Here is a 24,925-nt window from a genome sequence, read left to right on the forward strand (position 1 = left end):
GTGCCGGTGTGGTGGCTTCCGTGATCGCTTAAAGGTTAGAGGCCAGTAGCTCAATTGGTAGAGTATCGGTCTCCAAAACCGAGGGTTGGGGGTTCGAGACCCTCCTGGCCTGCCAAAAGAAAGACTAACCGGCCTGCCGGTTGGTCTTTTGTTTTATGCTGTTTTATAAAGAACTATGAAGTTTAGGGTGGTTGCAAATGAGTGATCGTAAGCAGAAAGTAAAAGAGATGTCCGTTGCTTCGTTGAAGCAGGCTCACCAGGAGTTGCGTAATCGGGGACAGGGTGCTCAACGTAAGACTGGAAGAGGAAATGGGGCTAAATTATTTTTGGCAGCTGCTTTGGTTATCGGTGGGGCGATTGGTTTTTCATTTCTGTCTCAGCAGCCGCTATATGTGCGAGGTGCCATTTTAGGGGGCTCGTTGTTGCTCTCTGGGCTAATTGTTTTCTTCTGGTGTGATACTGGTCCCGGGTTAATTCGGTATATCAAGGATTCTGTTGTTGAGATTAAGAAGGTTGTTTGGCCGCCTAAAAACGAGGCTTGGCGCAATACATTCTTCGTTTTGATGTTCACGGCAGTGCTGACTTTATTTTTGTGGTTGGTGGATTCTTTTTTAGTGTGGTTATTTACGAAAATTGCTGAGTAATTTGCAGGGGCGAGAAAATGGCTAAAAATTGGTATGTCATCCAAGCTTATTCTGGGTTCGAGAAGAATGTGCAGAAGACTCTGAAAGAGCGGATCGCAAGAGAGGGAATGGAGGGGCTTTTTGGTCAGATTCTGGTGCCAGTTGAAGAGGTTGTTGGTATTAAGAATGGTCGGAAGACAGTTAGTGAGCGTAAGTTTTTTCCAGGCTATGTGTTGATAGAAATGGAAATGACTGATGAATCATGGCACTTGGTTAAGAGTACGCCTAGGGTTAATGGGTTTATTGGAGGCACGGCTAACCGTCCTTTGCCAATTTCTCAACGAGAAGTTGATGCGATAATATCTCAGGTGTCGGCTGTTGCTGGCTCCGAGAAGAAGCCTAAGCCGCGAGTTGAGTTTGTGGTTGGGCAGCAGATCAGGGTGAGCGAAGGCCCATTTTCTGATTTTAACGGGTTGGTTGATGTTGTTGATTATGAACGCAATAAGTTGCGAGTTTTGGTACAAATTTTTGGTCGAGAAACGCCAGTTGAATTGGATTTTAGTCAGGTAGAGAAGATTTAGTCTGATTGCTTGGCAATAAGTAGGATTTTATTTATAATATACGGCTTGATTTTTTGGGGAGCAGAATTTCTGCGTATTACCCGTTATTTAGGAGCTAAATGTGGCAAAGAAAATTGTAGGTTATATTAAGTTGCAGATTCCTGCAGGGAAGGCTAATCCTTCTCCTCCAGTTGGTCCGGCACTGGGCCAGCGTGGTTTAAATATTATGGAATTTTGTAAGGCATTTAATGCGGCTACGCAAAATGTGGAGCCTGGATTGCCGATTCCTGTGGTAATTACCGCGTTTGCAGATAAGTCTTTTACATTTGTAATGAAGACTCCTCCGGCCAGTATTTTGCTGAAAAAAGCTGCTGGTTTGCAGAAAGGCAGTTCAAATCCGTTGACTAGCAAGGTGGGTAAGGTTACCCGTGCACAGTTGGAAGAAATTGCCAAGACTAAAGAGCCTGATTTGACTGCAGCTGATTTGGATGCGGCGGTTCGTACTATTGCTGGTTCTGCCCGTTCCATGGGCTTGGATGTGGAGGGTGTGTAATGGCTAAGTTGTCTAAACGTTTCCAGGGTTTGCGCTCTTCTATTGATTCAAATGTGCACTACTCAATTGATGAAGCAATTGAGTTGGTGAAGAAAACGGCTACAGCCAAATTTGATGAGTCTGTTGATGTTGCTATCAATTTGGGCGTGGATTCGCGTAAATCTGATCAAGTAATCCGTGGGTCTGTTGTATTGCCAAAAGGTACTGGTAAAACTGTTCGTGTGGCGGTATTTACTCAAGGTGCCAATGTTGAGGCGGCAAAAGAAGCAGGTGCTGATGTGGTTGGGTTTGAGGATCTGGCTGCTGAAGTAAAAGCGGGTAATTTGGATTTTGATGTTGTTATTGCCTCTCCTGATGCGATGCGTATCGTTGGTCAGTTGGGTACTATCTTGGGACCGCGCGGTTTGATGCCAAATCCGAAGGTGGGTACGGTTACGCCAAATGTGGCAGAGGCCGTGCGTAATGCCAAGGCTGGTCAGGTTCAGTATCGCACTGATAAGGCTGGTGTAGTGCATGCTACTATTGGTCGCGCTTCTTTTGCGGCGGCTGATTTGCGTGAAAACTTTAATACTTTGCTGGATGCAGTGGTAAAAGCAAAGCCTGCTGCTACCAAGGGTCAGTATTTGAAGAAAATTGCATTATCTAGCACCATGGGCCCTGGTGTCCGTGTAGATGTTGGTAGCGTGTCTAATTAGAAGAAATTTTCAGGTAGCCTTTGCTAGCTGCGGAGGCTGCCTGAAATATGGACTGCTTATGCTTGATTGTAAGTAGAGTCCAAGACCGTAGGGATCGTGAGATTTAATATTTTACCCTACGTAGACGGTGGTCCTGAGATTATGAGCAAGCAATTGCTTGCAAAATGTCTTTTCAGGTTACCGAACTGGTGGATGTCACTAGACATTCTTTGATAAACAGTAGGAGGTAGACCTTGAGTCTTAGTATTGAAACTAAAAAAGCAGTTGTGGAAGAGATTGTTGCCGGTATCGGCAATGCTCAGACCATGGTGCTTGCCGAATACCGCGGTATCAGCGTTGCTAGTATGACCGAATTGCGTGCTAATGCTCGTAAGGAAGGTGTGTACTTGCGTGTTTTGAAAAACACGTTGGCTCGTCGTGCGGTGGAAGGCACTCCTTTTGCAGGGTTGGCTGAGCATATGGTTGGCCCGTTGGTATATGCAGCATCTGAAGATGCTGTAGCTGCTGCAAAAGTGTTGCACCAATTCTCTAAAAAAGATGAGAAGCTGATTATTAAAGCAGGCTCTTATGACGGTGCAGTGATGGATGCCGCTCAGGTAGGTCAGCTGGCTGCAATTCCGAGTCGTGAAGAATTGTTGTCCAAATTGCTGTTCCTCATGCAGGCTCCGTTGTCTGGCATGGCTCGCGGCTTGGCTGCTCTGGCTGAGAGAAAAGCCGCTGAAGAAGCATCTGCTTAACCATTTTTTATATTTTACTTATTCATTTAATTAGGAGTTTGATAGCATGGCTATTACTAAAGAAGACATTTTGGAAGCAATCGGTGGTTTGACTGTAATGGAGTTGAACGACTTGGTAAAAGAATTTGAAACCAAGTTTGGCGTTTCTGCTGCTGCCGTTGCTATTGCTGCGGGTCCTGGTGCTGCTGGTGGTGAAGCTGAAGCCAAGTCTGAGGTAGACGTTATTTTGGCTGCCGCTGGTGATCAGAAAGTAGGCGTGATTAAAGTGGTTCGTGCCATTACTGGTCTGGGCTTGAAAGAAGCCAAAGACATGGTTGATGGCGCTCCGAAGACTATTAAAGAAGGCGTTACTCCTGCTGAAGCTGAAGAAATCAAGAAACAGCTGGAAGAAGCTGGCGCCAAAGTGGAAATTAAATAAGTATTTTCTCGCCAACAGGCTGGCAGGTATCTGCCAGCCTTGTTTCGCTTGGAGATTAGGATTAAATAATAATTTACATATATTTGCTATCTAAGCCGGCTTTTATGGCAAATATATGTAAATTTTAGAGTGGTAGTGGATGTTGCTGCTGTTCAAGTGGGAATCAATTCCTCTCATTATCCGGAGTGTTCAACAATGAGTTATTCAGTTACTGAAAAAAAACGTATCCGAAAGAGCTTTGCTAAACGCGATAGCGTGCTGGAGGTGCCATATTTGCTGGCGACCCAGCTGGAGTCTTACCGAAAGTTTCTCCAGCAGGAAACTGCTTTTGATAAGCGTTTGGATGAAGGCTTGCAGGCTGCATTCAATTCTATTTTCCCGATTGTGAGCCACAACGGATATGCTCGGTTGGAATTTACTCATTACATCTTGGGTGAGCCATTATTTGATATTGCCGAATGCCAGTTGCGTGGCATCACTTATGCTGCCCCGTTGCGTGCGCGTATCAGATTGGTGATTTTGGATAAAGAATCTTCCAAACCCAATGTGGTAAAAGAAGTGCGCGAGAATGAAGTTTATATGGGCGAAATCCCACTGATGACCCCTTATGGCTCATTCATTATTAACGGTACTGAACGCGTCATTGTGTCTCAGCTGCACCGTTCTCCGGGTGTATTCTTTGAACATGACCGGGGCAAAACTCACTCCTCAGGTAAGCTGTTGTTTTCTGCACGTATTATTCCCTATCGCGGCTCATGGCTGGATTTAGAGTTTGATCCAAAAGACCTGCTCTATTTCCGTATCGACCGCCGCCGCAAAATGCCGGTAACCATTTTGCTGAAAGCATTGGGATACGGCGCCGAACAGATCTTGGATACCTTCTACGACAAGGAAACATTCTATCTAAACAAAGATGGTGTGGAGACCGAGCTGGTCTTGTCGCGGTTGAAGGGAGAAACCGTAAAAACCGATATTTGCGATGCAGACGGCAAAGTGTTGGTTGCTGCGGGCAAACGGGTTACTGCCAAAGGATTGCGCGATATTGAGAAAGCTGGTTTGAAGCGCCTGCGGGTGGATGCTGAGACTTTGATCGGCAAAATGCTGGCTAAAGACGTTATCGTGCCCGATACCGGTGAAATTCTCGCATCAGCCAATAGTGAAATTACCGAAGAATTGTTGGCACAGCTGGAAATTCATGGCGTGAACGAAATCCAAACCCTATATATCAACGAATTGGGGTATGGCGGTTATATTTCTTCTACGTTGCAAGTGGATGAAACGGCTGACCAAATGGCTGCGCGAATTGCCATCTACCGCATGATGCGTCCCGGCGAGCCGCCTACTGAAGAAGCGGTAGAAATGCTGTTTGATCGCTTGTTCTTCAATGAGGCCAGCTATGATCTGTCGCGCGTTGGCCGCATGAAATTCAATACCCGCACCTACGAGCAAAAACTGTCTGAAGACCAGCAGCAATCGTGGTACGGTCGTCTGTTGAATGAAACTTTGGCCGGAGCAGCTGAAAAAGGCGGGTTTATTCTCAGCACTGAAGACATTGTTGCCTCCATTGCCACGCTGGTTGAATTGCGTAACGGCCATGGCGAAGTGGATGATATCGACCACCTGGGTAACCGCCGTGTGCGCTCTGTGGGTGAGCTGACCGAAAACCAGTTCCGCTCCGGTTTGGCCCGTGTGGAACGTGCAGTAAAAGAGCGCCTAAATCAGGCGGAAGCCGACAACCTGATGCCGACCGATTTGATCAATGCCAAACCGGTATCAGCGGCGATCAAAGAATTTTTCGGTTCCAGCCAATTGTCACAGTTTATGGATCAAACCAATCCGTTGTCGGAAGTGACCCATAAACGCCGTGTGTCGGCACTCGGCCCGGGCGGCCTGACCCGTGAACGTGCCGGCTTTGAAGTGCGCGACGTACATCCGACCCACTATGGTCGCGTGTGCCCGATTGAAACGCCGGAAGGCCCGAACATCGGTCTGATTAACTCATTATCGGTTTATGCCCGTACCAACGATTACGGCTTCTTGGAAACTCCGTACCGCCGCGTGGTAGACGGCAAGGTTACCGATGAAATCGACTATCTGTCTGCCATTGAAGAAGGCCGTTATGTGATTGCGCAGGCCAACGCCGAAGTGGATAAGAAAGGCTACCTGAAGGGCGATTTGATTACCTGTCGCGAAAAAGGCGAAACCATCATGGCCAGTGCCGACCGCGTGCAGTATATGGACGTGGCTACCGGCCAAGTGGTATCCGTAGCCGCCTCGCTGATTCCCTTCTTGGAGCACGATGACGCCAACCGTGCCTTGATGGGTGCCAACATGCAACGTCAGGCCGTGCCCTGCTTGCGTGCTGAAAAACCATTGGTTGGTACCGGCATTGAGCGCTCCGTGGCTGTGGACTCCGCCACTGCTATCGTGGCCCGTCGCGGCGGCGTGGTGGAATACGTGGATGCCAACCGTATCGTGGTCCGCGTGCACGACGAAGAAACTGTAGCCGGTGAAGTGGGTGTGGATATCTATAACCTGGTGAAATTCACCCGCTCCAACCAATCTACCAATATCAACCAACGCCCGGCGGTAAAAGCCGGCGATGTGTTGCAGCGTGGTGATTTGATTGCTGACGGCGCTTCTACCGACTTGGGCGAACTTGCGCTTGGCCAGAATATGACCATTGCCTTCATGCCTTGGAACGGCTACAACTACGAAGACTCGATTCTGATTTCCGAGAAAGTGGCTGCTGCCGACCGCTACACCTCCATCCACATCGAAGAACTCAATGTGGTGGCGCGTGACACTAAACTGGGTGCGGAAGAAATCACCCGCGATATTCCCAATTTGTCTGAACGCATGCAAAACCGTTTGGACGAAAGCGGCATCGTGTACATCGGCGCCGAAGTGGAAGCTGGCGACGTATTGGTGGGCAAAGTAACGCCCAAAGGCGAAACCCAGCTCACACCGGAAGAAAAACTGCTGCGTGCCATCTTCGGTGAAAAAGCTTCCGACGTGAAAGATACCTCGCTGCGTATGCCCACCGGCATGAGCGGCACGGTAATCGACGTACAGGTATTTACCCGCGAAGGCATCCAGCGCGACAAACGTGCCCAATCCATTATTGACGCCGAGCTGAAACGCTATCGCTTGGATTTGAACGACCAACTGCGTATTTTCGATAACGATGCATTCGACCGTATCGAGCGCATGATTGTCGGTCAAAAAGCCAATGGCGGCCCGATGAAACTAGGCAAAGGCAAAGAAATTACTGCCGAATACCTAGCTTCTCTGCCGACCAAGCACGATTGGTTCGACATCCGTCTGTCAGACGAAGAGCTGGCCAAACAGCTTGAATTGATTAAGCTCAGCCTGCAGCAGAAACGCGAAGAGGCCGACGAGCAATACGAAATTAAGAAGAAAAAAATGACCCAGGGCGACGAGCTGCCGCCCGGTGTGCAGAAAATGGTCAAAGTGTTCATCGCCATCAAACGCCGCCTGCAGGCAGGCGACAAAATGGCTGGCCGCCACGGTAACAAAGGTGTGGTATCGCGCATTCTGCCGGTGGAAGACATGCCCTACATGGCCGACGGCCGCACCGTAGACATCGTGCTCAATCCGCTGGGCGTACCTTCGCGTATGAACATCGGCCAGATTCTGGAAGTGCATTTGGGCTGGGCCGCCAAAGGCATCGGCCAGCGCATTGAAAAAATGCTGGCCGAACAGCGCAAAGTGAAAGAAATCCGTGCTTTCCTAGAAAAACTCTATAACGGCAGCGGTAAAAAAGAGAACCTGAAATCGCTCAGCGATGAAGAAATCCTCACTTTGGCCAAAAACCTCAAGGGTGGTGCCACCTTCGCTTCGCCGGTGTTCGACGGTGCCAAAGAGCAGGAAATCTACGACATGCTCGAATTGGCCTACCCGAGCGACGACCCCGAAGTGCAGAAACTGGGCTTCAACGACACCAAGACCCAAATCACCCTGTACGACGGCCGCTCCGGCGAACCGTTCGACCGCAAGGTAACCGTGGGCGTGATGCACTATCTGAAGCTGCACCACTTGGTGGACGAAAAAATGCACGCTCGTTCAACCGGCCCGTACTCGCTCGTTACCCAGCAGCCGCTCGGCGGTAAAGCCCAGTTCGGTGGCCAGCGTTTCGGTGAGATGGAGGTGTGGGCTCTGGAAGCCTATGGCGCCGCCTACACGCTGCAGGAAATGCTGACCGTGAAATCGGACGACGTAACCGGCCGTACGAAGATGTATGAAAATATCGTTAAAGGCGAACACAAAATCGAAGCCGGCATGCCCGAATCGTTTAACGTGTTGGTAAAAGAAATCCGTTCGCTGGGCTTGGATATCGATATGGAGCGGTATTAAACGGGGCTTTTCAGGTAGCCTCTGAGGCTACCTGAAAATAGAAACGGCCACTGTGCCGGCGTGATATTTCCCGTCGAGCCGCCGTTTGCCGCCGTGCAAGAATCCGGCCAAGCCGCCCGCCCATATTTTTCAGGTAGCCTCAAAGGCTGTCTGAAACAGAGTGAGCAAAATACAAAATCCTGATTGGGAGCAAAAATGAATCTGTCGAACCTGTTTAACCCCCTGCAAGCTGCCGGCATGGAAGAAGAATTCGATGCCATCAAAATCGGCATTGCCTCGCCCGAAACCATCCGCTCTTGGTCGTACGGTGAAGTGAAGAAGCCGGAAACCATCAACTACCGTACCTTCAAGCCGGAGCGCGACGGCTTATTCTGCGCCAAAATCTTTGGCCCGGTAAAAGACTACGAATGCTTGTGCGGCAAATATAAGCGTTTGAAATTTAAAGGTGTAACCTGCGAAAAATGCGGTGTGGAAGTTACCCTTTCCAAAGTGCGCCGCGAGCGCATGGGGCATATTGAGCTGGCTGCGCCTGTTGCCCATATTTGGTTCTTGAAATCACTGCCTTCCCGCCTCGGCATGGTATTGGACATGACCCTGCGCGATATTGAACGTGTGCTGTATTTCGAAGCCTTTGTGGTAACCGACCCCGGCATGACCTCGCTGCAACGCCGCCAGCTGCTGACTGAAGAAGACTACTACGCCAAGCTGGATGAATACGGCGAAGACTTCGATGCCAAAATGGGTGCCGAAGGCATTCGCGAACTGTTGCGGTCGCTGGACGTGCCGGCCGAAATCGAAATCCTGCGCCAGGAATTGGAAAGCACCGGCTCCGAAACCAAAATCAAAAAGCTGGCCAAACGCCTGAAAGTACTGGAAGCCTTCCAGCGCAGCGGCATGAAGCTGGAATGGATGATTATGGACGTGTTGCCTGTGCTGCCGCCCGATTTGCGTCCGTTGGTGCCGTTGGATGGCGGTCGTTTTGCCACTTCCGATTTGAACGATCTTTATCGTCGCGTGATCAACCGCAACAACCGTCTCAAACGCCTGCTGGAGCTGCACGCGCCCGACATCATCGTGCGCAACGAAAAGCGCATGTTGCAGGAAGCGGTAGACAGCCTGTTGGATAACGGCCGTCGCGGCAAAGCCATGACCGGCGCCAACAAACGCCCGCTCAAATCGCTGGCCGACATGATTAAAGGTAAAGGCGGCCGCTTCCGTCAAAACCTGTTGGGTAAACGCGTCGACTACTCCGGCCGTTCCGTGATTACCGTAGGCCCCTACCTGCGCCTGCACCAGTGCGGCCTGCCCAAACGCATGGCCTTGGAATTGTTCAAACCGTTCATCTTCCACAAACTGGAAGTGCGCGGCGAAGCGGCTACCGTGAAAGCGGCGAAAAAACTGGTGGAGCAGGAAGTGCCGGTGGTGTGGGATATTTTGGATGAAGTGATCCGCGAACATCCGATTATGCTCAATCGTGCCCCAACCCTTCACCGCTTGGGTATTCAGGCTTTTGAGCCGATTCTGATTGAAGGCAAGGCCATTCAGCTGCACCCCTTGGTGTGCGCCGCGTTCAACGCCGACTTCGACGGTGACCAAATGGCCGTACACGTGCCGTTGAGCCTGGAAGCACAAATGGAAGCCCGTACCCTGATGCTGGCCTCCAACAACGTGCTCTCGCCCGCCAACGGCGAGCCGATTATCGTGCCGTCTCAAGATATCGTATTGGGTCTCTACTACATGACCCGCGACAAAATCAACGGCAAAGGCGAAGGCAGCCTGTTCTCGGACGTGAAAGAAGTACACCGTGCTTACTACACCAAGCAGGTGGAATTGGGCACCAAAATCACCGTTCGTTTGCAGGAATGGGTGAAAAACGACCAAGACGAGTTCGAGCCGGTTACCAAACGCTACGAAACCACGGTTGGCCGCGCCCTGCTGTCCGAAATCCTGCCTAAAGGCCTGCCGTTTGAATACATCAACAAGGCGCTGAAGAAAAAAGAAATCTCCCGCCTGATTAACGCCTCGTTCCGCCTATGCGGCTTGCGCGATACGGTTATTTTCGCCGACCACCTGATGTACACCGGCTTCAGCTTCGCAGCCAAAGGCGGCATCTCCATCTGCGTGGACGATATGGAAGTGCCGAAAGAGAAAGCCAAGCTCTTGGCCGAAGCCAACGCCGAAGTGAAGGAAATTGAAGACCAATACCGCCAAGGTTTGGTGACCAACGGCGAGCGCTACAACAAAGTGGTGGATATTTGGGGCCGTGCCGGCGATAAAATTGCCAAGGCGATGATGGACAACCTTTCCAAACAGAAAGTCATCGACCGCGAAGGCAAAGAAGTGGATCAGGAGTCGTTCAACTCGATCTACATGATGGCCGACTCCGGTGCGCGTGGTTCTGCCGCCCAGATTAAACAGCTTTCCGGTATGCGTGGTTTGATGGCCAAGCCGGACGGTTCGATTATCGAAACCCCGATTACCTCCAACTTCCGCGAAGGCCTTACCGTATTGCAATACTTTATCGCCACCCACGGTGCGCGCAAAGGTTTGGCCGATACCGCGTTGAAAACCGCCAACTCCGGTTACCTGACCCGCCGCTTGGTGGACGTAACCCAAGACTTGGTTGTGGTGGAAGACGATTGCGGCACCAACGACGGCTTCGTAATGAAAGCCGTGGTACAGGGTGGTGATGTGATTGAAGCCCTGCGTGACCGCATCCTCGGCCGCGTTACCGCGCAAGACGTGGTGGATCCCTCTAGCGGCGCTACTTTGGTGGAAGCCGGCACCCTGCTCAACGAGCAGCTGGTGGATCTGATCGACCGCTCCGGCGTGGACGAAGTGAAAGTCCGCACCCCGATTACCTGTAAAACCCGCTACGGCTTGTGCGCCAAGTGCTACGGTCGCGACTTGGCACGTGGCAAGCTGGTGAATACCGGCGAAGCCGTGGGCGTGATTGCCGCCCAATCCATCGGTGAGCCCGGCACGCAGCTGACCATGCGTACCTTCCACATCGGTGGTGCCGCCTCCCGTGCCGCTGCCGCCAGCCAAGTGGAGGCCAAATCCAACGGTACCGCCCGTTTCAGCAGTCAGATGCGCTATGTCGCTAACAACAAAGGCGAATTGGTGGTGATCGGCCGCTCCTGTGAATTGGTGATTCACGACGAAGTGGGCCGCGAGCGCGAACGCCACAAAGTGCCTTATGGTGCCACTTTGCTGGTGCAGGACGGTTCTGCGGTGAAAGCCGGCCAAACCCTGGCCACTTGGGATCCGCATACCCGCCCGATGATTACCGAATATGCCGGTCGCGTGCGCTTTGAAAACGTGGAAGAAGGCGTAACCGTTACCCGTCAAACCGACGAAATCACCGGCCTCTCCACTTTGGTGGTGATCGACGGCAAACGCCGCACCAGCACCAGCAAACTGCTGCGCCCAACCGTGAAGCTGCTGGATGAAAACGGCGAAGAGGTTACCGTACCCGGCACCGAAACCCCCGTTTCCATGGCCTTCCCCGTGGGCGCGGTGATTACCGTGCGTGAAGATCAGGAAGTGGGCAAGGGCGACGTGCTGGCGCGTATCCCGCAGGCTTCCTCCAAAACCCGCGATATTACTGGTGGTCTGCCCCGCGTGGCCGAGCTGTTTGAAGCCCGCGTGCCCAAAGATGCCGGTATGCTGGCCGAAGTAACCGGTACGGTGTCTTTTGGTAAAGAAACCAAAGGCAAACAGCGTTTGGTGATTACCGACTTGGAAGGCGCGGCACACGAAACCCTGATTTCCAAAGAGAAACAGATTCTGGTGCACGACGGCCAAGTAGTGAACCGCGGCGAGATTATCGTCGACGGCTCGGTTGATCCGCACGACATCCTGCGCCTGCAAGGTATCGAAGCGCTGGCACGCTACATCGTGCAAGAAGTGCAGGAAGTATACCGCCTGCAAGGTGTGCGCATTTCCGATAAGCACATTGAAGTGATCATCCGCCAGATGCTGCGCCGCGTGAACATTGCCGACGCCGGCGAAACCGGGTTCATCACCGGCGAGCAGGTGGAGCGTGGCGACGTAATGCAGGCCAACGAACGCGCCGTTGCCGAAGGCAAAGAACCGGCACGTTTCGACAACATCCTGCTGGGTATCACCAAGGCTTCGCTCTCTACCGACAGCTTCATTTCCGCGGCTTCCTTCCAGGAAACCACCCGCGTGCTTACCGAAGCCGCCATCATGGGCAAGAAAGACGACCTGCGCGGCCTGAAGGAAAACGTGATTGTCGGCCGCCTGATTCCGGCCGGTACCGGCCTCACTTACCACCGCAGCCGCCGTGTGCAGTGGCAGGCGCATCACGAAGCGCAAGTGAACGAGCAGGTGGATGAAGCCGAATAAGGCTACCTGAAAAGCAAAAGGCTGAAATCGTAATAAGCGGGTTCAGCCTTTTTCGTAGGCGGATGGTTTGGTGGGTGGAGGAAGTTTGGTTTTCAGGTAGCCTGCGATAGCTGGAGGGATTCTTGATTCATACCAAGCAGTGAGCCGCAGACAGCACAGCCAGTACGGCAAAGTGAGCCAGCGCAGTATGCAGTGAAGCACTTTAGTTATGTGAGCAGCATAAAAGGCTACCTGAAAGCCAATCAAGCATTTCAGGTAGCCTTTTGATCATTTTTGCTTTAACGCTTATGCACTGCCGAAGCGGCTTGGGGTTTGGCTTCGGCAGGTTTGGCCGGCGGCGGGTTGGTATTAGCCGGCTTGCTGTCTGCGGCTTTTTGTTCGCAGCCCATCTGCTGCACCATTTCTTCAAACTGCTGGCTCACCACTTCGCAGCCCTCGGTATCCAATTGCGAGAGATCGCCGCGGGTGGCTTCCAGCGATTGCAACAGCGCATCGCCCTGGCCGTCGGGGGCTTGGCGGAAGCAGGCACGGGCGCGTTGGAAATAGGTTTCGCACACGGGGTTCATGTGGTCGGCGGTGGTAGGCGGCAGGGCATGTTCCGGCTCGGGGTTGGCTTCGGCGGCGGTGAGCGGGTCGTCTTCGGCATTGCCGTCCGACACTTCGGGGGTAACCAGTTCCACCGATACCGTGGCTGTTTCGATGCCGGATGCGCTGCCAGCGGCCGGTGCCGAGGCTTGTGATGCCGCAGTCGCCGCGGCGGGGGCAGGGTGTTTGCGGCTGCCGCCGGCCAAGAGCCCGAAGGCAAGCAGCAGGCCACCGGCCACTACGGCGGCTACGGCCAACAGCTGCGGTTTTTCACGCACTTGCTGCGGCAGGGTGCGTAGTTTTCCACGCAGTTTCTGCCACAGGGAACGCAGATTCCCCCGCCATTTGGGTTGCGGGGTGTTCGGTTTAGCTTGCCGTTTTGGCCGTAGGGCTTGCAGTTTTGCCTGCAGCTGCTGCCAGTATCGTTTCCAGTCTGGTTTGCCTTGCATGGTGATGAATGGTGATATGGTAAGGAGGCTGTTGCCGTTGCGCATCTTACACGCAAGCCGTGCTGCTCGTGAAGGGCGGCGGCAGGGCAGGGCGGTTTTTGCAGCATTTTCAGGTAGCCTGGATGGCATTGCCTGCGCTAGCGGAAGCAATCGGTCTTATCCTGCCAGGCGTGCTGACACGTTGCAGGAGGTAATAAGTACGTTGACTATATTTTCTAGGCAGGATAGTTATGGTATAACACACGGTCTGTGTAAACAATCTGTAAAGGAGTTTTTATGTTCCGCCATTTATTGTCTGCCGTGCTGTTGGCCGGCGTATCGGTGGCCGCGCATGGCCATGAGGTGTGGGTGAATGCTGCGCATACGCATGGCGGCGAGGTGTTGAAGGCCGAGCTGGGCTATGGGCACTATCCCGAGTTGGAGCCGATTGCAGCCGACCGTTTGACACTGTTTCCCAAGCCGCTGCAATTGCTCACGCCGCAGGGCAAAATCGATTTGGTGCGGCGCGGGCAGCATAATTATCAGTTTGAAACGCCGCGGGCGGTGGCCGACGGCAGCTATCTGCTGTTGGCGCAATACCGCCCGACTTTTTGGTCGCGCAATGAGGCGGGCTGGCAGCGGCAAAATCTGACGCAGATGAAAGATGCCACTTATTGCGAGCAAACCAGCATGTTTGGCAAAGCGGTGGTGAACGTGGGGCACGAAAGCGCGAGCAAGGAGCTGATCAGCCGGCCGGTGGGCGATTTGCTGGAGATTGTGCCACTGGAAAACCCGGCCAATGTGCGCGTGGGTGAAGTGTTGCCGGTGCGGGTGTTGTTCCGTGGCGAGCCGCTGCCGGATGCCACGGTGGTGGCCACGTTTGACGGTTTCTCCCATCGCGACCCGGCCGATAAATCACACCGCCTCGAGCCGCAGGCGTTCTCCGACACTACCCGTGCCGACGGCACGGTAGGCATCATTCCGCTGCGCCAAGGCAGCTGGAAAGTGCGCGTGGTGCACAAAACCGATTTCTCTGACCAGGCTGTGTGCGGCCAGCTGGCTGCTTATGCCACGTTAACCTTCGAGATCGGCAGCAGCCATCATTAAGTTGTCGGTTTCAGGTAGCCTCAGCCTGCGGGCTCACGGCTATTGCTGCATCTAAAAAAACAGGGTGGGCAATTTTTGCCCGCCCTGTTTTCGTTTGGCGTGTTATAGAAAACTGCGTTTGTTCTGTTTCAGGTAGCCTCTATGGGCCAGCTAAAGGCTACCTGAAAAATGCCGGGACAGTTTCAGGCAGCCTGCAACTCAGCCTTCTTTGCCGTCCACCCGCGGTGCGGTCAGCCAGGGCAGGTAGCGCCAGGTGTAGAGCAGCAGCGAAGCGGCAAACAGCAGGCCGGAGAGCCACAGGCCGGGCTGGTAGGCGGCGGGGAGCAGATACATCAACACCGCCGTGGCGGCACGCGCCAGCGCAGCGGCCACCATCAGCCAAAACGCCAATGGCATGGCGGCGGGAGCAGGGTAGAGCGGCCGGCCGGTGTGTCCCAGCGCGGTGCGCACCATCATGCCCACCGTCATCAGCCCGATGCCGCCCACGGCCACCAAATGCACGCCCAGGCTCTGCCAGCGCGGCAGCCAATGCCCCAAGCCCATCACCGTTAGCCCCGCCCCGGTGAGCAGGAAGCCGGCAAACAGAATCCACAACATCGGCTCTTTGACCACTTCCGGCCGCCACCAGCGCACGGTTTGCACGATATCCAGCAACCCGGCCGCTATGCTGAGCACGGCTGCGGCAGCCAGCGCCGCATCGGCTGCCGAAGGCGGCAGCACCGCCTGCAAACCGTAGAGCAGAGCCATGGCCAGCGGCACCACCAAAGAAGCCGTCATCATCAAAGGATGGCTGCCCACCTGCTCGCAGCCGAGCCGTTTGGCGGTGAAGAACGGAATCACGCGCATCCCCACCAGCCCGATAAAGCCGGCCACCACGGAAAGCCCGGCAAACAGCCCGCCGGCGAGGGCGGAAAAATTATGCCGCGCCAGCTGCCAATGAAACAGCGCCTGCAACAGGCCGAACACAAACAGCGCGGCCACCGCCAAATAATTGCGCTTGTTGCGGCTGCGCACTACGGCCACGCCCATATACCAGGCCGCAAGCCAATAGAACGCCACGCCCGCGATACCGCCGGCCAAGGTAAGCGGTGCGGCAAAGGCAAACGCGCGCGCCAACAGCCACAGCAATGCCAGCATCATCAGCGGCGCGCCCCAAGTGCGCGGCTGTTTCGTCCAGGTGGCTACCGCCGTGAGCAGGAAGGCCACCACGATGGCGCCGGCATAACCCCAAATCATTTCGTGGGCATGCCAAAAGTAATTGGGCAGCGCGGCCGTGCCCTGATAGCCGAAGCTCCACAGCAGGATGGAAAGCGTACCGTAGAGGGCGGCCAGCGGATAGAAGGGGCGGAAGGCCATGCCCCAAACGGGATGGTTTTTGGAAAGCAGATTCATGATGTGATGATGATTGGTTTGTAGGGTAGGGAGTTAAACGGGGAAGGCTACCTGAAAAACGGCAGGCTTTTCAGGTAGCCCTTAAATCATGCGGCAATACGTTTTCAGGTATAGTGGATTAATAAAAATCAGGACAAGGCGGCGAACCGAAGACAGTACAGATAGTACGGCAAGGCGAGCCAACGCTGTACTGGTTTATGTTAATTCACTATGGCCTCTGCAAACGGCGGCACGGGCGCACCCAATTTGTGCAGCAGCTGCACGGTTTCAAACACGGGCAGCCCCATCACGCCGCTGAAGCTGCCGGCAAGATGCGCCACAAACACGCCGCCAATGCCTTGGATACCGTATGCGCCGGCTTTATCCAGCGGTTCGCCGCTGGCAATATAGGCCGCGATTTCCTGCGCGCTCAGTTCTTTAAACCGCACATCGCTGCGCTGTGCCGCCTCCAGCGTTTGGCCGCCGAGCGATACGCACACCGCCGTCCACACCTGGTGTTCGCGTCCGGAAAGGCTTTCCAGCAGCTCGCGGGCGTGCGCCGCATCGCGCGGTTTGCCCAAAATGGCATTGTCCAGCGCCACCACCGTGTCGGCGCTCAACAGCGGCTGTGCCAAGGCCAGGCCGCGTTGCGCCGCCAGTTGGCGCGCTGCCGCGTTTTTCTGCCGCGCCATCCGCGCCACATAATCCGCCACCGCTTCGCCCGGTAGCGCCGTTTCGTCGATTTCCGCCGCCAGTAGCACGGGCTGGAAACCTAATGAAACCAAAATTTCGCGGCGGCGCGGGCTGGCCGAGGCCAGATAGATGGTGTTCGGCATGGTGTTTCTTTAACATAGCTGCGTAAGCCGCTAAGGCTACCTGAAAATCCCGTTTTCCGCGATAGCTAAAACGGGTGAATTTGTACGGGCGGGGCGGCATGACGGATTCCTACCTTGCGCCGCCCGAAGCCGGAAGTAAAGTTATAGTGGATTAAAATAAGAATGGGACAAGGCGGCGAGCCGCAGACAGTACAGCTAGTACGGCAAGGCGAGCAAACGCCGTAGCATTCTTATTTTAATCCACTATAATCTGCCGGAGAGCTTGTTTTTCCCGCCCCCGCCCTAATCTTGCGCGGCAAACTGTTTATTTATCCATTAGCAATCATGAGCGATCAAGACTATTATCAAACCCTCGGTGTCTCCCGCGATGCCTCTGACGACGAAATCAAAAAGGCTTACCGTAAGCTGGCGATGAAATACCATCCCGACCGCAACCCCGACAATAAGGAAGCGGAAGAGAAATTCAAAACCATCCAAAAGGCCTATGAAATCCTTTCCGACCGCGAAAAACGCAGCCGCTATGACCAATTCGGCCAAGCCGGCGTAGACGGCAATGCCGGCGGCTTTGGTGGTTTCGGTGGCGCGGCCGGCTTCGATTTCGGCGATATTTTCAGCCAGATGTTCGGCGGAGGGGGCGGTGCGCGCCAGCAGAACTTCCAAGGCAAAGACCTGCGTTACGATATTGAAATCACGCTGGAAGAGGCCGCAGCCGGCAGCAAAAAACGCATCACCATCCCCTCGCACGAAGAGTGCGACATCTGCCATGGCTCCGGTGCCAAACCCGGCACCTCCGCCACCACCTGTTCCACCTGCCACGGCTCTGGTGTGGTGCACGTGCGCCAGGCCATTTTCCAGTTGCAGCAAACCTGCCCCACCTGCGGCGGCTCCGGCCGAGAAATCAAAGAGCCGTGCGTTAAATGCCACGGCGCAGGCCGCGTGAAGAGCCGCAAAACGCTGGATGTGAACATCCCCGCCGGCATCGAAAACGAGCAGCCCATCCGCCTTGCCGGCGAGGGCGAGCCAGGCTCGCACGGCGCGCCCGCGGGCGATTTGTATGTGGTGGTGCATATCCGTCGCCACGAAATCTTCGAGCGCAACGGCTTGGATCTGCACTGCGAATTGCCCGTGAGCTTCACCATCGCCGCGCTGGGCGGCGAAGTGGAAGTGCCCACGCTCAACGGCCGCGTGAAGCTGAATATCCCGAAAGAAACCCAAACCGGCCGCCGCATGCGCGTGAAAGGCAAGGGTATGAAATCGCTGCGTTCTTCCTCGATGGGCGATTTGTATTGCCACATTGTGGTGGAGACCCCGGTCAACCTCACCGATCGCCAGCGCGAATTGCTGGAAGAGTTTGAAAAAATCTCCACCGGCCTCGACCGCGCCCAAACTCCGCGCCAGAAATCGTTTATGGACAAACTGCGCGATTTGAAAAATGATCTGTTCGACTAAGGCGGCAGTCCGCCGCACAAAAGGCTACCTGAAACCAGCTAGGGCGGTTCAGGTAGCCTTTTTTCAGGTAGCCTGCCGCTTGCTGTGAACACACTTTTGCAGTATAAACACCTCCGCGCCACATAAAACAACATCATTATTCATCGGCGCTTCAAACCACTTCTCCGTTTCCCCAAACTGCCGCCGGCCGCCGCGCATCCGCGTGTGTGGCTGAAACCGCCGTCTGTTTTTCAGGTAGCCTTTTGCCAAATCGTTTGCGTGGCTATGACGCACGCCAGCCCTTTGGCGCGGCAGCCTCGCCCACCGCATTCACACAGGAGAACCTCATGAAGAAAGACCAAACCGGCCATCATTTCCTCGCTCGCCTCGGCAAAACCCGCCTGCGCCCCGGCGGCCGTTTCGCCACCGAATGGCTGATCAACCAAACCCGCTTCGCCCCCGACACGCAGGTGCTCGAAGTGGCCTGCAATATGGGCACCACCGCCGTGGGGCTGGCGCAGCGCTTCGGCTGCCACATCACCGGCGTGGATTTGGACGAAAACGCATTGAATAAGGCCCGGCAAAACATCCGCGCCGCCGGGCTGGAACATCTGGTGCAGGTGCAGCACGCCAACGCCACCGAGCTGCCCTTCCCCGATAACAGCTTCGATGTCGTCATCAACGAAGCCATGCTCACCATGCTGCCGCTGGCCAATAAAGAAATGGCGGTGGCCGAATACTTCCGCGTGCTCAAGCCCGGCGGCGTGCTGCTCACGCACGATGTGGTGGTGAGCGAGCAGAACACCGAAGAAGCCGTGGAACGCCTGCGCGACACCATCCAAGTAAAAGTTACCCCGCTCACCGAAAACGCCTGGACCGATCTTTTCCACCGCAGCGGCTTCAGCAACATCACCACCATCAGCGGCGGCATGACCCTGCTCTCGCCCAGAGGCCTGATTTACGACGAAGGCTGGCGGCGCGCCTTCCAAATCGTGAAAAACGCACTCAAAGCCGAAAACCGCGAAACCTTCAAACGCATGTACCGCACCTTCAACGATCCGGCCAAACCCATGGGCTACATTGCCGTACACAGCCGTAAGGCTGCCGATGCCGCTGTGGGCGAACAAAACGCTTGAATGTTTTGTACATGCCGGATATAGGAAAGGCTACCTGAAAATCTACTGGGATTTCAGGTAGCCTTTTGGCGATGGCTGGGGTTTCGTGGTTCAGGGTTGGCGCGTTTCAGAGGGAAAGTTGAGCAAAAACGCATGAGCAAAACTGGTCAGCCACCGCTTCAAGCAGGATTAATTTACCCGGCTGCCGGAGAAGCCGACTTCCCGGTTATAGATAAGATTCCCACCGTTTTGTTGGGTGGTAAAGTTATGTGCTTTGCCAGCGATTTCATTAGCATTCGGGCCGAAGATGTTGAGATGGTAATTGCCGTTTCCTCGGCGTTGGGATTCTGCAACGCCGGTAATGTTGGAATTATGGCGGTCTAAATTACCGGTGCGCAGGGTAATATTGCCGAAATCCGGTAGGCCGGTAATTTGGCCGGAACCCGTGCGACTACCGTAATTGATGCTGTAATCCAACCTGCCGTTGCTCTCATCCGATCCGGCGAAAGCATGACCTTGATAGCGGACGGTGCCGGTGGTGGGCAGTTGGTTTTCCTGAGTAAGCGTGCCCTGGATGCTTCTGATTTGGAATTCGTTTGGTTGCGCCTGCTGCTGAGTGCCGTCTGGAGCATAGCGGTTTCTAACGTGCGCACCAACGATGGCGCTATAAGAACGTTTGTACACCTCTAACTGGCCGTCTTCCAAATTACGGCCATTGGCTTTCAGGATATATTGAAAACTGGTTAGCCTGTTCTGCCAAAGATGGCCGATATCCAACGTGCTGTTATTTCCATAATTCCGGCCTGCAATATTGATTGTGTCTGCCACATCATTGCCGGTTCGCAACAATCCGTTACCGTTTTGATCGTTAATCGCAAGAGTGGTCTTACCATGCGGCTTTGGTGTCAACGGATCAGTAATCGCGTTGGCCAGCGAGCTGCCTGCGCTGCTGCAGCCGCCTAGGGTAAGGGCAGTGATGGCAATGTAAAGAATGTGATGTTTTTTCATGGCAGATCCTTTCGTTTTGTTGCAGGGGATGCTGTTCGAATCGGTTACAGTATAGCACGATGTTTGGCAGGAAATATGACGAATATCAAATAGTTTGATATTTATTGGTAGTGAAAAGCTGGTTTGTTGGTTAATTTAGGCAAGAAAATTTACGTTCTTTTTTGAATATAAGATTTGTAAAAAAGGATATGAATGGTTAAGCCCGAACAGCTAAATCTGATTGAAAATAGGTGAGAAATTCGCCATTTTGTCCACAAAAAGGCGGATGTGGCCGGGTGGAGTCATTATCATTTCCTGCATTTTACAAATGTTAGTTCAGGTTTGGCGGGCATATTGAATCCGCTATAATTCGCCCGTTTATAGATTTTGCCGCAAAGAAAGCGTTGGATGAGCATACAGAATAAGCCGCGGCTGGCCGCCTGCCTGCTGCTGTTGCCTTTTCAGGTAGCCTTGGCCGATCTGCCGGCAGACAGGCTGGTCACCGAACCGGATACCGGCTTCGACATCACGCCAGCGGCCGCGCCGCAGGTGGAAGCTGCGCCCGCGCCTGCCAACACTCAGCCCGATAAACGCCTGCAAATGAGCCGCGAAGAATTGCTCCAGCGCCCCGAGCTGCTGCAACAGGCGCTCAGCTATGCTGTGCTTACCCACAATGCCGAAGGCGCATCGCTGTTGCTGCCGATTTATCTCGAACTGCCCGGGCCGCACGATGCGCTGCTGGTGGCTTTGGCACAGGCACTGATTGCCCGCGCCGAGGGCGACTACCAACGCGCTATCGGCCTCTACCGCGCCGTATTGGCAGCCGACCCCGACATCCCGCCCGTGCGCCTTTCGCTGGCACAGAGCCTGTTTGAAAACCGTGCCGACAAAGATGCGCGGCAAGAGTTCGAACACTTCCGGCAAACCCCCAATCTCGCGCCCGAGTTGCAACAACTTGCCGGGCAATACCTCGAAGCCCTGCGCAAACGCGATCGCTGGAGCTTCGGCGGCAGCGTAAACTTCATCAGAGACAGCAATGTAAACAACGCCGGCCGTGAGCGCGAAATCCGCACCCCGCGCGGCGTGTGGACGCTGCCCGAGCCCGAATCCGCCCAAGGCTTTGCCTACCGCCTCAATGCCGATCGCGACTGGAATGTACACGGCAACCTCTACTGGCGGCTCAGCCTCGACGACTACGGCAAATTCTATTGGAACAACCACAAATTCGACGACCAAATCGCCCGTCTCAGCAGCGGCCCCGCCTATAAAACCGCCCGTGCCGAAGCCGCCGTTACCCCCTATTACGAACGCCGTTGGTATGGCAGGCACAAATACTCGCGCGAAGTCGGTGTGCGCGCCGAATGGCAATATTGGCTCACCCCGCGCCATAAAATATTGAGCGCGCTTGAAATCGGCGAGCAGCGCCACGACCGCCGCCGCTGGCTCGACGGCGACAGCTACACTGCTTCCGGCACTTGGCTTTTCGTGCGCAGCCCCACCCAATATTTCAGCTTCGGCCTCGACTGGCTGCGCAAAACCGCCGCCGATAACAGCGAATCCTACACCCGCAAAGGCCTGCGCTTGGGCTGGACGCAGCAATGGGGCTGGGGGCTCACCACCTCCGCCCAAATCAGCGCCGGCCACCGCAGCTACGACGCCCCCGACCTGTTCCGCATCACCCGCCGTGACCACGAGCTGGCCGCCAGCTTGGTGCTCTCCCATCGCAAACTGCAATTCGCCGGCATCACCCCGCAGCTGGTGGGCACCTGGCAGAGGGTAAACAGCAACCACTTCTTCTATCCCTACCGCAAAGGCAACGTGTTTATTCAGTTCGGGCGTTCGTTCTAACGTTGTAGGTTGGTAATGGAAAAAAGGAAAGGCTACCTGAAAGTTTCAGGTAGCCTTTTGCACTATAGTGGATTAAGTTTAAACCAGTACGGCGTTGCCTTGCCGTTCTATCTGTACTGCCTGCGGCTTCGCCGCCTTGCCCTGATTTTTGTTAATCCACTATAAAAGTGCCACTTAATCTTTCAGCCGCTGCGAAATCCTGTTCCACAGGCCGCGCAGCAGGTCGATGTCTTCGCGGCTGGGGGAGGCTCGGTCGAAGAGGCTGTGCAGGCGGCGCATCATGCGTTCTTGGTTGCGGCGGTTGGCAAAGCCGGTTTGTTCGATGATTTGCTCCAAGTGCTCCACCATGCCGCGCGTTTGGCTTTGTGTGGCGGGCGTGTGCGCCTGTTGCAGCTGGCTCATGCCGATGCCGGTTTGGCTGAAAATTTCGTAGCACACCACTTGCACGGCCTGGGCGAGGTTGAGCGAGAAATAGGCGGGATTACCGCTGATGGTGAGCAGGCGGTTGCAGCGCTGCACTTCATCAATATTCAGGCCGAAAGTTTCGTTGCCAAATACGAGGGCTACCTGAAAACCTTGCTGCGCGGTCTGCAGTAGCTCGGGCACGAGTTCGCGCGGGGTGTGCAGCGGGGCGGAGAGTTCGCGGCGGCGGCTGGTAAGCGCACAGCTCAACACGGTGTCGGCCAGCGCTTCATCCAAAGTAGCCACAATTCGCGCCTGTTCCAGCACGTCACGTGCGCCGGAAGCGAGGATGAAGCTTTCTTCCGGCAGCCGGAACGCGGCCGCCCGGGCGGCATCGAAGGCGGGCGGCTCGGGAGTCATCGGCGTGGCCATCAGGTTGGGCGCCACCAAGGTGAGGCGGCTCAAGCCCATGGTTTTCATGGCGCGGGCGGCGGCACCAATGTTGCCGGGATGGCTGGTGCGGGTGAGCACCACGTGGATGTGGCGCAGGTAGTCGGGAACGGTGGGGGTATCTGTCATATCAATCGGTTTCAACGGCGGCTAAAGCACGGCTTTTTTGCCAGCGGCATTGGCTGGCTTAGTTGGAAGAGTTGTACGGGCAATGATTAAGCACGATTTTTGGGTATTCAAGGCATTTTGTGCTGAGTGGGCGGGTTCACGATTCAAAGCGTTTGTCGGAACGCAAATTTTCCGGCCGCAGCGTTTTCCCTTCCAGCCAGCCATTGCGAACTTGTGTTTGTTGGTCGAAATAGGAGTAGTAGGGCTTGATATCGAGCAGCGGGCTGCCGTTGAGCATATCTACGCCTTTGAAATGCACGATATTTCCCTCTACCCTTTCTACGCGCACAATCGACATGCCGATACGGTTTGGCCGTTTGGGTGAGCGGGTGGCGAAAATACCGTGCGGCAGCGTGTCCATAAACGGCACCACCTCCAGCTGATAGCCGGATATTTTATGCAGCAAGAACAGCAGGATGATATGTGAGAAGCCGTCTAAATCCTTTAAGCCCGGCATAAATTTTTCATCCAGCACGGCTTTGCCGCGCGTGTCGGCCAGCACAGACGGCTGTATCGGCATATCGGCGATGTCGTTAAACGGCGTTTCGAGGCGGCCGATGGGGCTAAGTGTAATTTCCATATATCATCAATCGGTTTCAGCCGTCTGGGCTTCACGCAGCGGCAAAGACAAACGATGTTTATGCTTCGGCTCGATGCCGCGAAACAGCGCGGCCAGAGCGGCGTGGTCGGCGGCCATGTCGGCAGTGGGGGTAAACAGCGGCAGGAAGCGCACTTCGCGCCGCCCGTAGTCGATCGCCACCGGCAATACCGGCACACTGGCGCCGCGGGCAATCCGCCAGTAGCCGCTCTTCCATTTGGGCGCGGCGTGGCGGGTGCCTTCCGGCGAGATACCGAGAAACAGCTGCTCGTTGCGGCGGAAGGCGGCCACGGCTTCGTCCACCACGCCGCCGGCGTGCTCCCTATCCAGCGGCATCACGCCCGCCCAGCGTAAAAACGCTGCCAAGCCGGGCACGGCAAACAGGCTTTTCTTGCCGAAGATGCTCATTTTCAAATCCAAAGCCAACAGAGCAGGCAACACATACAGCCCGTCGAAATTCGAGGTGTGCGGTACGGCCACCACCACGCATTTGGCCACATCCGGCACGCTGCCGGCTACGCGCCAGCCCAACAGCCGAAGTAAAGCAGCCGCCACACGGCGGCTGATTCCGCTGCCCCGGCGCGGCACTTGCGGCGGCAGCGGCATCATGCGTTATCCCTCTCCGCCAGAATCCGCGCCACGGTGTCTACAATCACCTGCGTTTGCGGATCGATTTCCACATTCACCCGCTCGCCCGCCTGGCGGCTGCCAAACAGTGTGCGGCTCAGGGTTTCGGGGATTAGGTGGACATTGAATTCGCTGTCGCTTACCGTGCCGATGGTGAGGCTGCAGCCGTCCAGTCCGATAAATCCTTTAGGGAAAACATAGCCTTTCAGGTTTTCAGGTAGCCTGAACCACACAGTGCGGTTCAGTCCGTTCGCTTCGATGCGGCTGATTTCGGCAGTGGTCGTGATGTGGCCGCTCATGCTGTGGCCGCCGATTTCGTCGCCGAAGCGGGCGGCGCGCTCGATGTTTACTTTGTCGCCCGGCTGCAACGTGCCCAGATTGGTTTTGGCCAGCGTTTCGCCCATCAGGTCGAAATCTGCCGCGCCGTTTTCGTGTACGCGGGTAATGGTGAGGCAGCAGCCGTTGTGCGCCACCGATGCGCCCACACGCAAATCGGCATCCGCGCCCTCGGGCAGGCGCACGGTGTGGCTGCGGAAATCGGGCGCACGCTGATCGACGGCCAGTACTTCGCCCAAGCCTTGTACGATTCCTGTAAACATGGTTTCTCCTTGATTATATTTATTTTACAACGGGATAAAGGC

The 24,925-nt window shown here is 55.0% G+C and carries 21 protein-coding genes and 1 tRNA gene; 14 read left to right on the forward strand and 8 right to left on the reverse strand.

Annotation, left to right across the window (positions count from 1 at the left end; translation table 11 throughout):
- Window positions 1-39: 39 nt before the first annotated feature.
- The 10 genes from HMPREF2796_RS03985 to rpoC all read left to right on the forward strand — a co-directional run bounded on the left by HMPREF2796_RS03985 (window position 40) and on the right by rpoC (window position 12,334).
- Window positions 40-115, forward strand: a tRNA-Trp gene (locus tag HMPREF2796_RS03985).
- A gap of 82 nt (window positions 116-197) precedes the next feature.
- Entirely contained in the window at window positions 198-644 is a 447-nt protein-coding gene (gene secE, locus HMPREF2796_RS03990) for a preprotein translocase subunit SecE (RefSeq protein WP_070631179.1), read from the forward strand.
- Window positions 645-661: 17 nt separating this feature from the next.
- Window positions 662-1,204 carry a transcription termination/antitermination protein NusG gene (gene nusG, locus HMPREF2796_RS03995; protein WP_070631181.1) on the forward strand — a complete coding sequence of 181 codons (543 nt, stop codon included), beginning with the start codon at window positions 662-664 and terminating at the stop codon, window positions 1,202-1,204.
- A 100-nt stretch (window positions 1,205-1,304) separates the two neighbouring features.
- Window positions 1,305-1,736: a 50S ribosomal protein L11 gene (rplK, locus tag HMPREF2796_RS04000; RefSeq protein WP_035573849.1), complete on the forward strand. Its 432-nt coding sequence runs from the start codon at window positions 1,305-1,307 to the stop codon at window positions 1,734-1,736.
- Complete coding sequence (gene rplA, locus HMPREF2796_RS04005) at window positions 1,736-2,431, forward strand: 50S ribosomal protein L1 (RefSeq protein WP_070631184.1); 696 nt, start codon at window positions 1,736-1,738, stop codon at window positions 2,429-2,431. Before rplK ends, rplA begins: the two co-directional genes overlap by 1 nt.
- Window positions 2,432-2,664: 233 nt before the next feature.
- Complete coding sequence (gene rplJ / locus HMPREF2796_RS04010; protein WP_070631187.1) at window positions 2,665-3,168, forward strand: 50S ribosomal protein L10; 504 nt, start codon at window positions 2,665-2,667, stop codon at window positions 3,166-3,168.
- Between the two features lie 46 nt (window positions 3,169-3,214).
- Entirely contained in the window at window positions 3,215-3,586 is a 372-nt protein-coding gene (gene rplL / locus HMPREF2796_RS04015) for a 50S ribosomal protein L7/L12 (RefSeq protein ID WP_003823693.1), read from the forward strand.
- A gap of 195 nt (window positions 3,587-3,781) precedes the next feature.
- Window positions 3,782-7,963, forward strand: a complete 4,182-nt coding sequence (gene rpoB / locus HMPREF2796_RS04020) for a DNA-directed RNA polymerase subunit beta (RefSeq protein WP_070631189.1) — start codon at window positions 3,782-3,784, stop codon at window positions 7,961-7,963.
- Window positions 7,964-8,023: 60 nt separating this feature from the next.
- Entirely contained in the window at window positions 8,024-8,146 is a 123-nt protein-coding gene (locus HMPREF2796_RS11760; protein ID WP_256374337.1) for a hypothetical protein, read from the forward strand.
- 12 nt (window positions 8,147-8,158) lie between these two features.
- Entirely contained in the window at window positions 8,159-12,334 is a 4,176-nt protein-coding gene (rpoC, locus tag HMPREF2796_RS04025; protein WP_070631190.1) for a DNA-directed RNA polymerase subunit beta', read from the forward strand.
- 278 nt (window positions 12,335-12,612) lie between these two features.
- Here the strand turns inward: rpoC and HMPREF2796_RS04030 are convergent, their stop codons facing one another.
- On the reverse strand, window positions 12,613-13,368 hold the full coding sequence (locus tag HMPREF2796_RS04030) for a DUF5339 domain-containing protein (protein WP_141749147.1): 756 nt from the start codon (window positions 13,366-13,368) through the stop codon (window positions 12,613-12,615).
- 276 nt (window positions 13,369-13,644) lie between these two features.
- On the opposite strand from HMPREF2796_RS04030, the gene HMPREF2796_RS04035 reads away from it, so the two are divergent.
- Entirely contained in the window at window positions 13,645-14,454 is an 810-nt protein-coding gene (locus HMPREF2796_RS04035) for a DUF4198 domain-containing protein (protein WP_070631195.1), read from the forward strand.
- Window positions 14,455-14,652: 198 nt separating this feature from the next.
- Here the strand turns inward: HMPREF2796_RS04035 and HMPREF2796_RS04040 are convergent, their stop codons facing one another.
- Together HMPREF2796_RS04040 and HMPREF2796_RS04045 are read right to left on the reverse strand one after the other, a co-directional pair.
- Entirely contained in the window at window positions 14,653-15,846 is a 1,194-nt protein-coding gene (locus HMPREF2796_RS04040; RefSeq protein WP_070631197.1) for an NnrS family protein, read from the reverse strand.
- A gap of 200 nt (window positions 15,847-16,046) precedes the next feature.
- Complete coding sequence (locus HMPREF2796_RS04045; protein ID WP_070631199.1) at window positions 16,047-16,661, reverse strand: Maf family protein; 615 nt, start codon at window positions 16,659-16,661, stop codon at window positions 16,047-16,049.
- A 324-nt stretch (window positions 16,662-16,985) separates the two neighbouring features.
- On the opposite strand from HMPREF2796_RS04045, the gene dnaJ reads away from it, so the two are divergent.
- Together dnaJ and HMPREF2796_RS04055 are read left to right on the forward strand one after the other, a co-directional pair.
- Entirely contained in the window at window positions 16,986-18,110 is a 1,125-nt protein-coding gene (dnaJ, locus tag HMPREF2796_RS04050; protein ID WP_064087373.1) for a molecular chaperone DnaJ, read from the forward strand.
- A 326-nt stretch (window positions 18,111-18,436) separates the two neighbouring features.
- Entirely contained in the window at window positions 18,437-19,225 is a 789-nt protein-coding gene (locus tag HMPREF2796_RS04055) for a class I SAM-dependent methyltransferase (protein ID WP_070631201.1), read from the forward strand.
- A 168-nt stretch (window positions 19,226-19,393) separates the two neighbouring features.
- Here HMPREF2796_RS04055 and HMPREF2796_RS04060 read toward each other — a convergent pair whose 3' ends face one another.
- A complete protein-coding gene (locus HMPREF2796_RS04060) occupies window positions 19,394-20,212 on the reverse strand; it encodes a factor H binding protein domain-containing protein (RefSeq protein WP_070631202.1) in 819 nt (272 codons plus the stop codon).
- 387 nt (window positions 20,213-20,599) lie between these two features.
- On the opposite strand from HMPREF2796_RS04060, the gene HMPREF2796_RS04065 reads away from it, so the two are divergent.
- Window positions 20,600-22,039, forward strand: a complete 1,440-nt coding sequence (locus HMPREF2796_RS04065; protein ID WP_070631204.1) for a surface lipoprotein assembly modifier — start codon at window positions 20,600-20,602, stop codon at window positions 22,037-22,039.
- A 174-nt stretch (window positions 22,040-22,213) separates the two neighbouring features.
- Here the strand turns inward: HMPREF2796_RS04065 and HMPREF2796_RS04070 are convergent, their stop codons facing one another.
- The 4 genes from HMPREF2796_RS04070 to HMPREF2796_RS04085 all read right to left on the reverse strand — a co-directional run bounded on the left by HMPREF2796_RS04070 (window position 22,214) and on the right by HMPREF2796_RS04085 (window position 24,883).
- A complete protein-coding gene (locus tag HMPREF2796_RS04070; RefSeq protein WP_070631206.1) occupies window positions 22,214-23,020 on the reverse strand; it encodes an RNA methyltransferase in 807 nt (268 codons plus the stop codon).
- Window positions 23,021-23,156: 136 nt separating this feature from the next.
- On the reverse strand, window positions 23,157-23,639 hold the full coding sequence (gene tsaA / locus HMPREF2796_RS04075) for a tRNA (N6-threonylcarbamoyladenosine(37)-N6)-methyltransferase TrmO (RefSeq protein WP_070631208.1): 483 nt from the start codon (window positions 23,637-23,639) through the stop codon (window positions 23,157-23,159).
- A gap of 6 nt (window positions 23,640-23,645) precedes the next feature.
- A complete protein-coding gene (locus HMPREF2796_RS04080; protein WP_070631210.1) occupies window positions 23,646-24,266 on the reverse strand; it encodes a lysophospholipid acyltransferase family protein in 621 nt (206 codons plus the stop codon).
- Window positions 24,263-24,883, reverse strand: a complete 621-nt coding sequence (locus HMPREF2796_RS04085) for a riboflavin synthase (RefSeq protein ID WP_070631212.1) — start codon at window positions 24,881-24,883, stop codon at window positions 24,263-24,265. The genes HMPREF2796_RS04080 and HMPREF2796_RS04085 overlap by 4 nt, the downstream gene beginning before the upstream one ends.
- Between the last annotated feature and the right edge of the window lie 42 nt (window positions 24,884-24,925).

It is taken from the genome of Eikenella sp. HMSC071B05 (genome assembly GCF_001811325.1).
Lineage (GTDB): Bacteria > Pseudomonadota > Gammaproteobacteria > Burkholderiales > Neisseriaceae > Eikenella > Eikenella corrodens.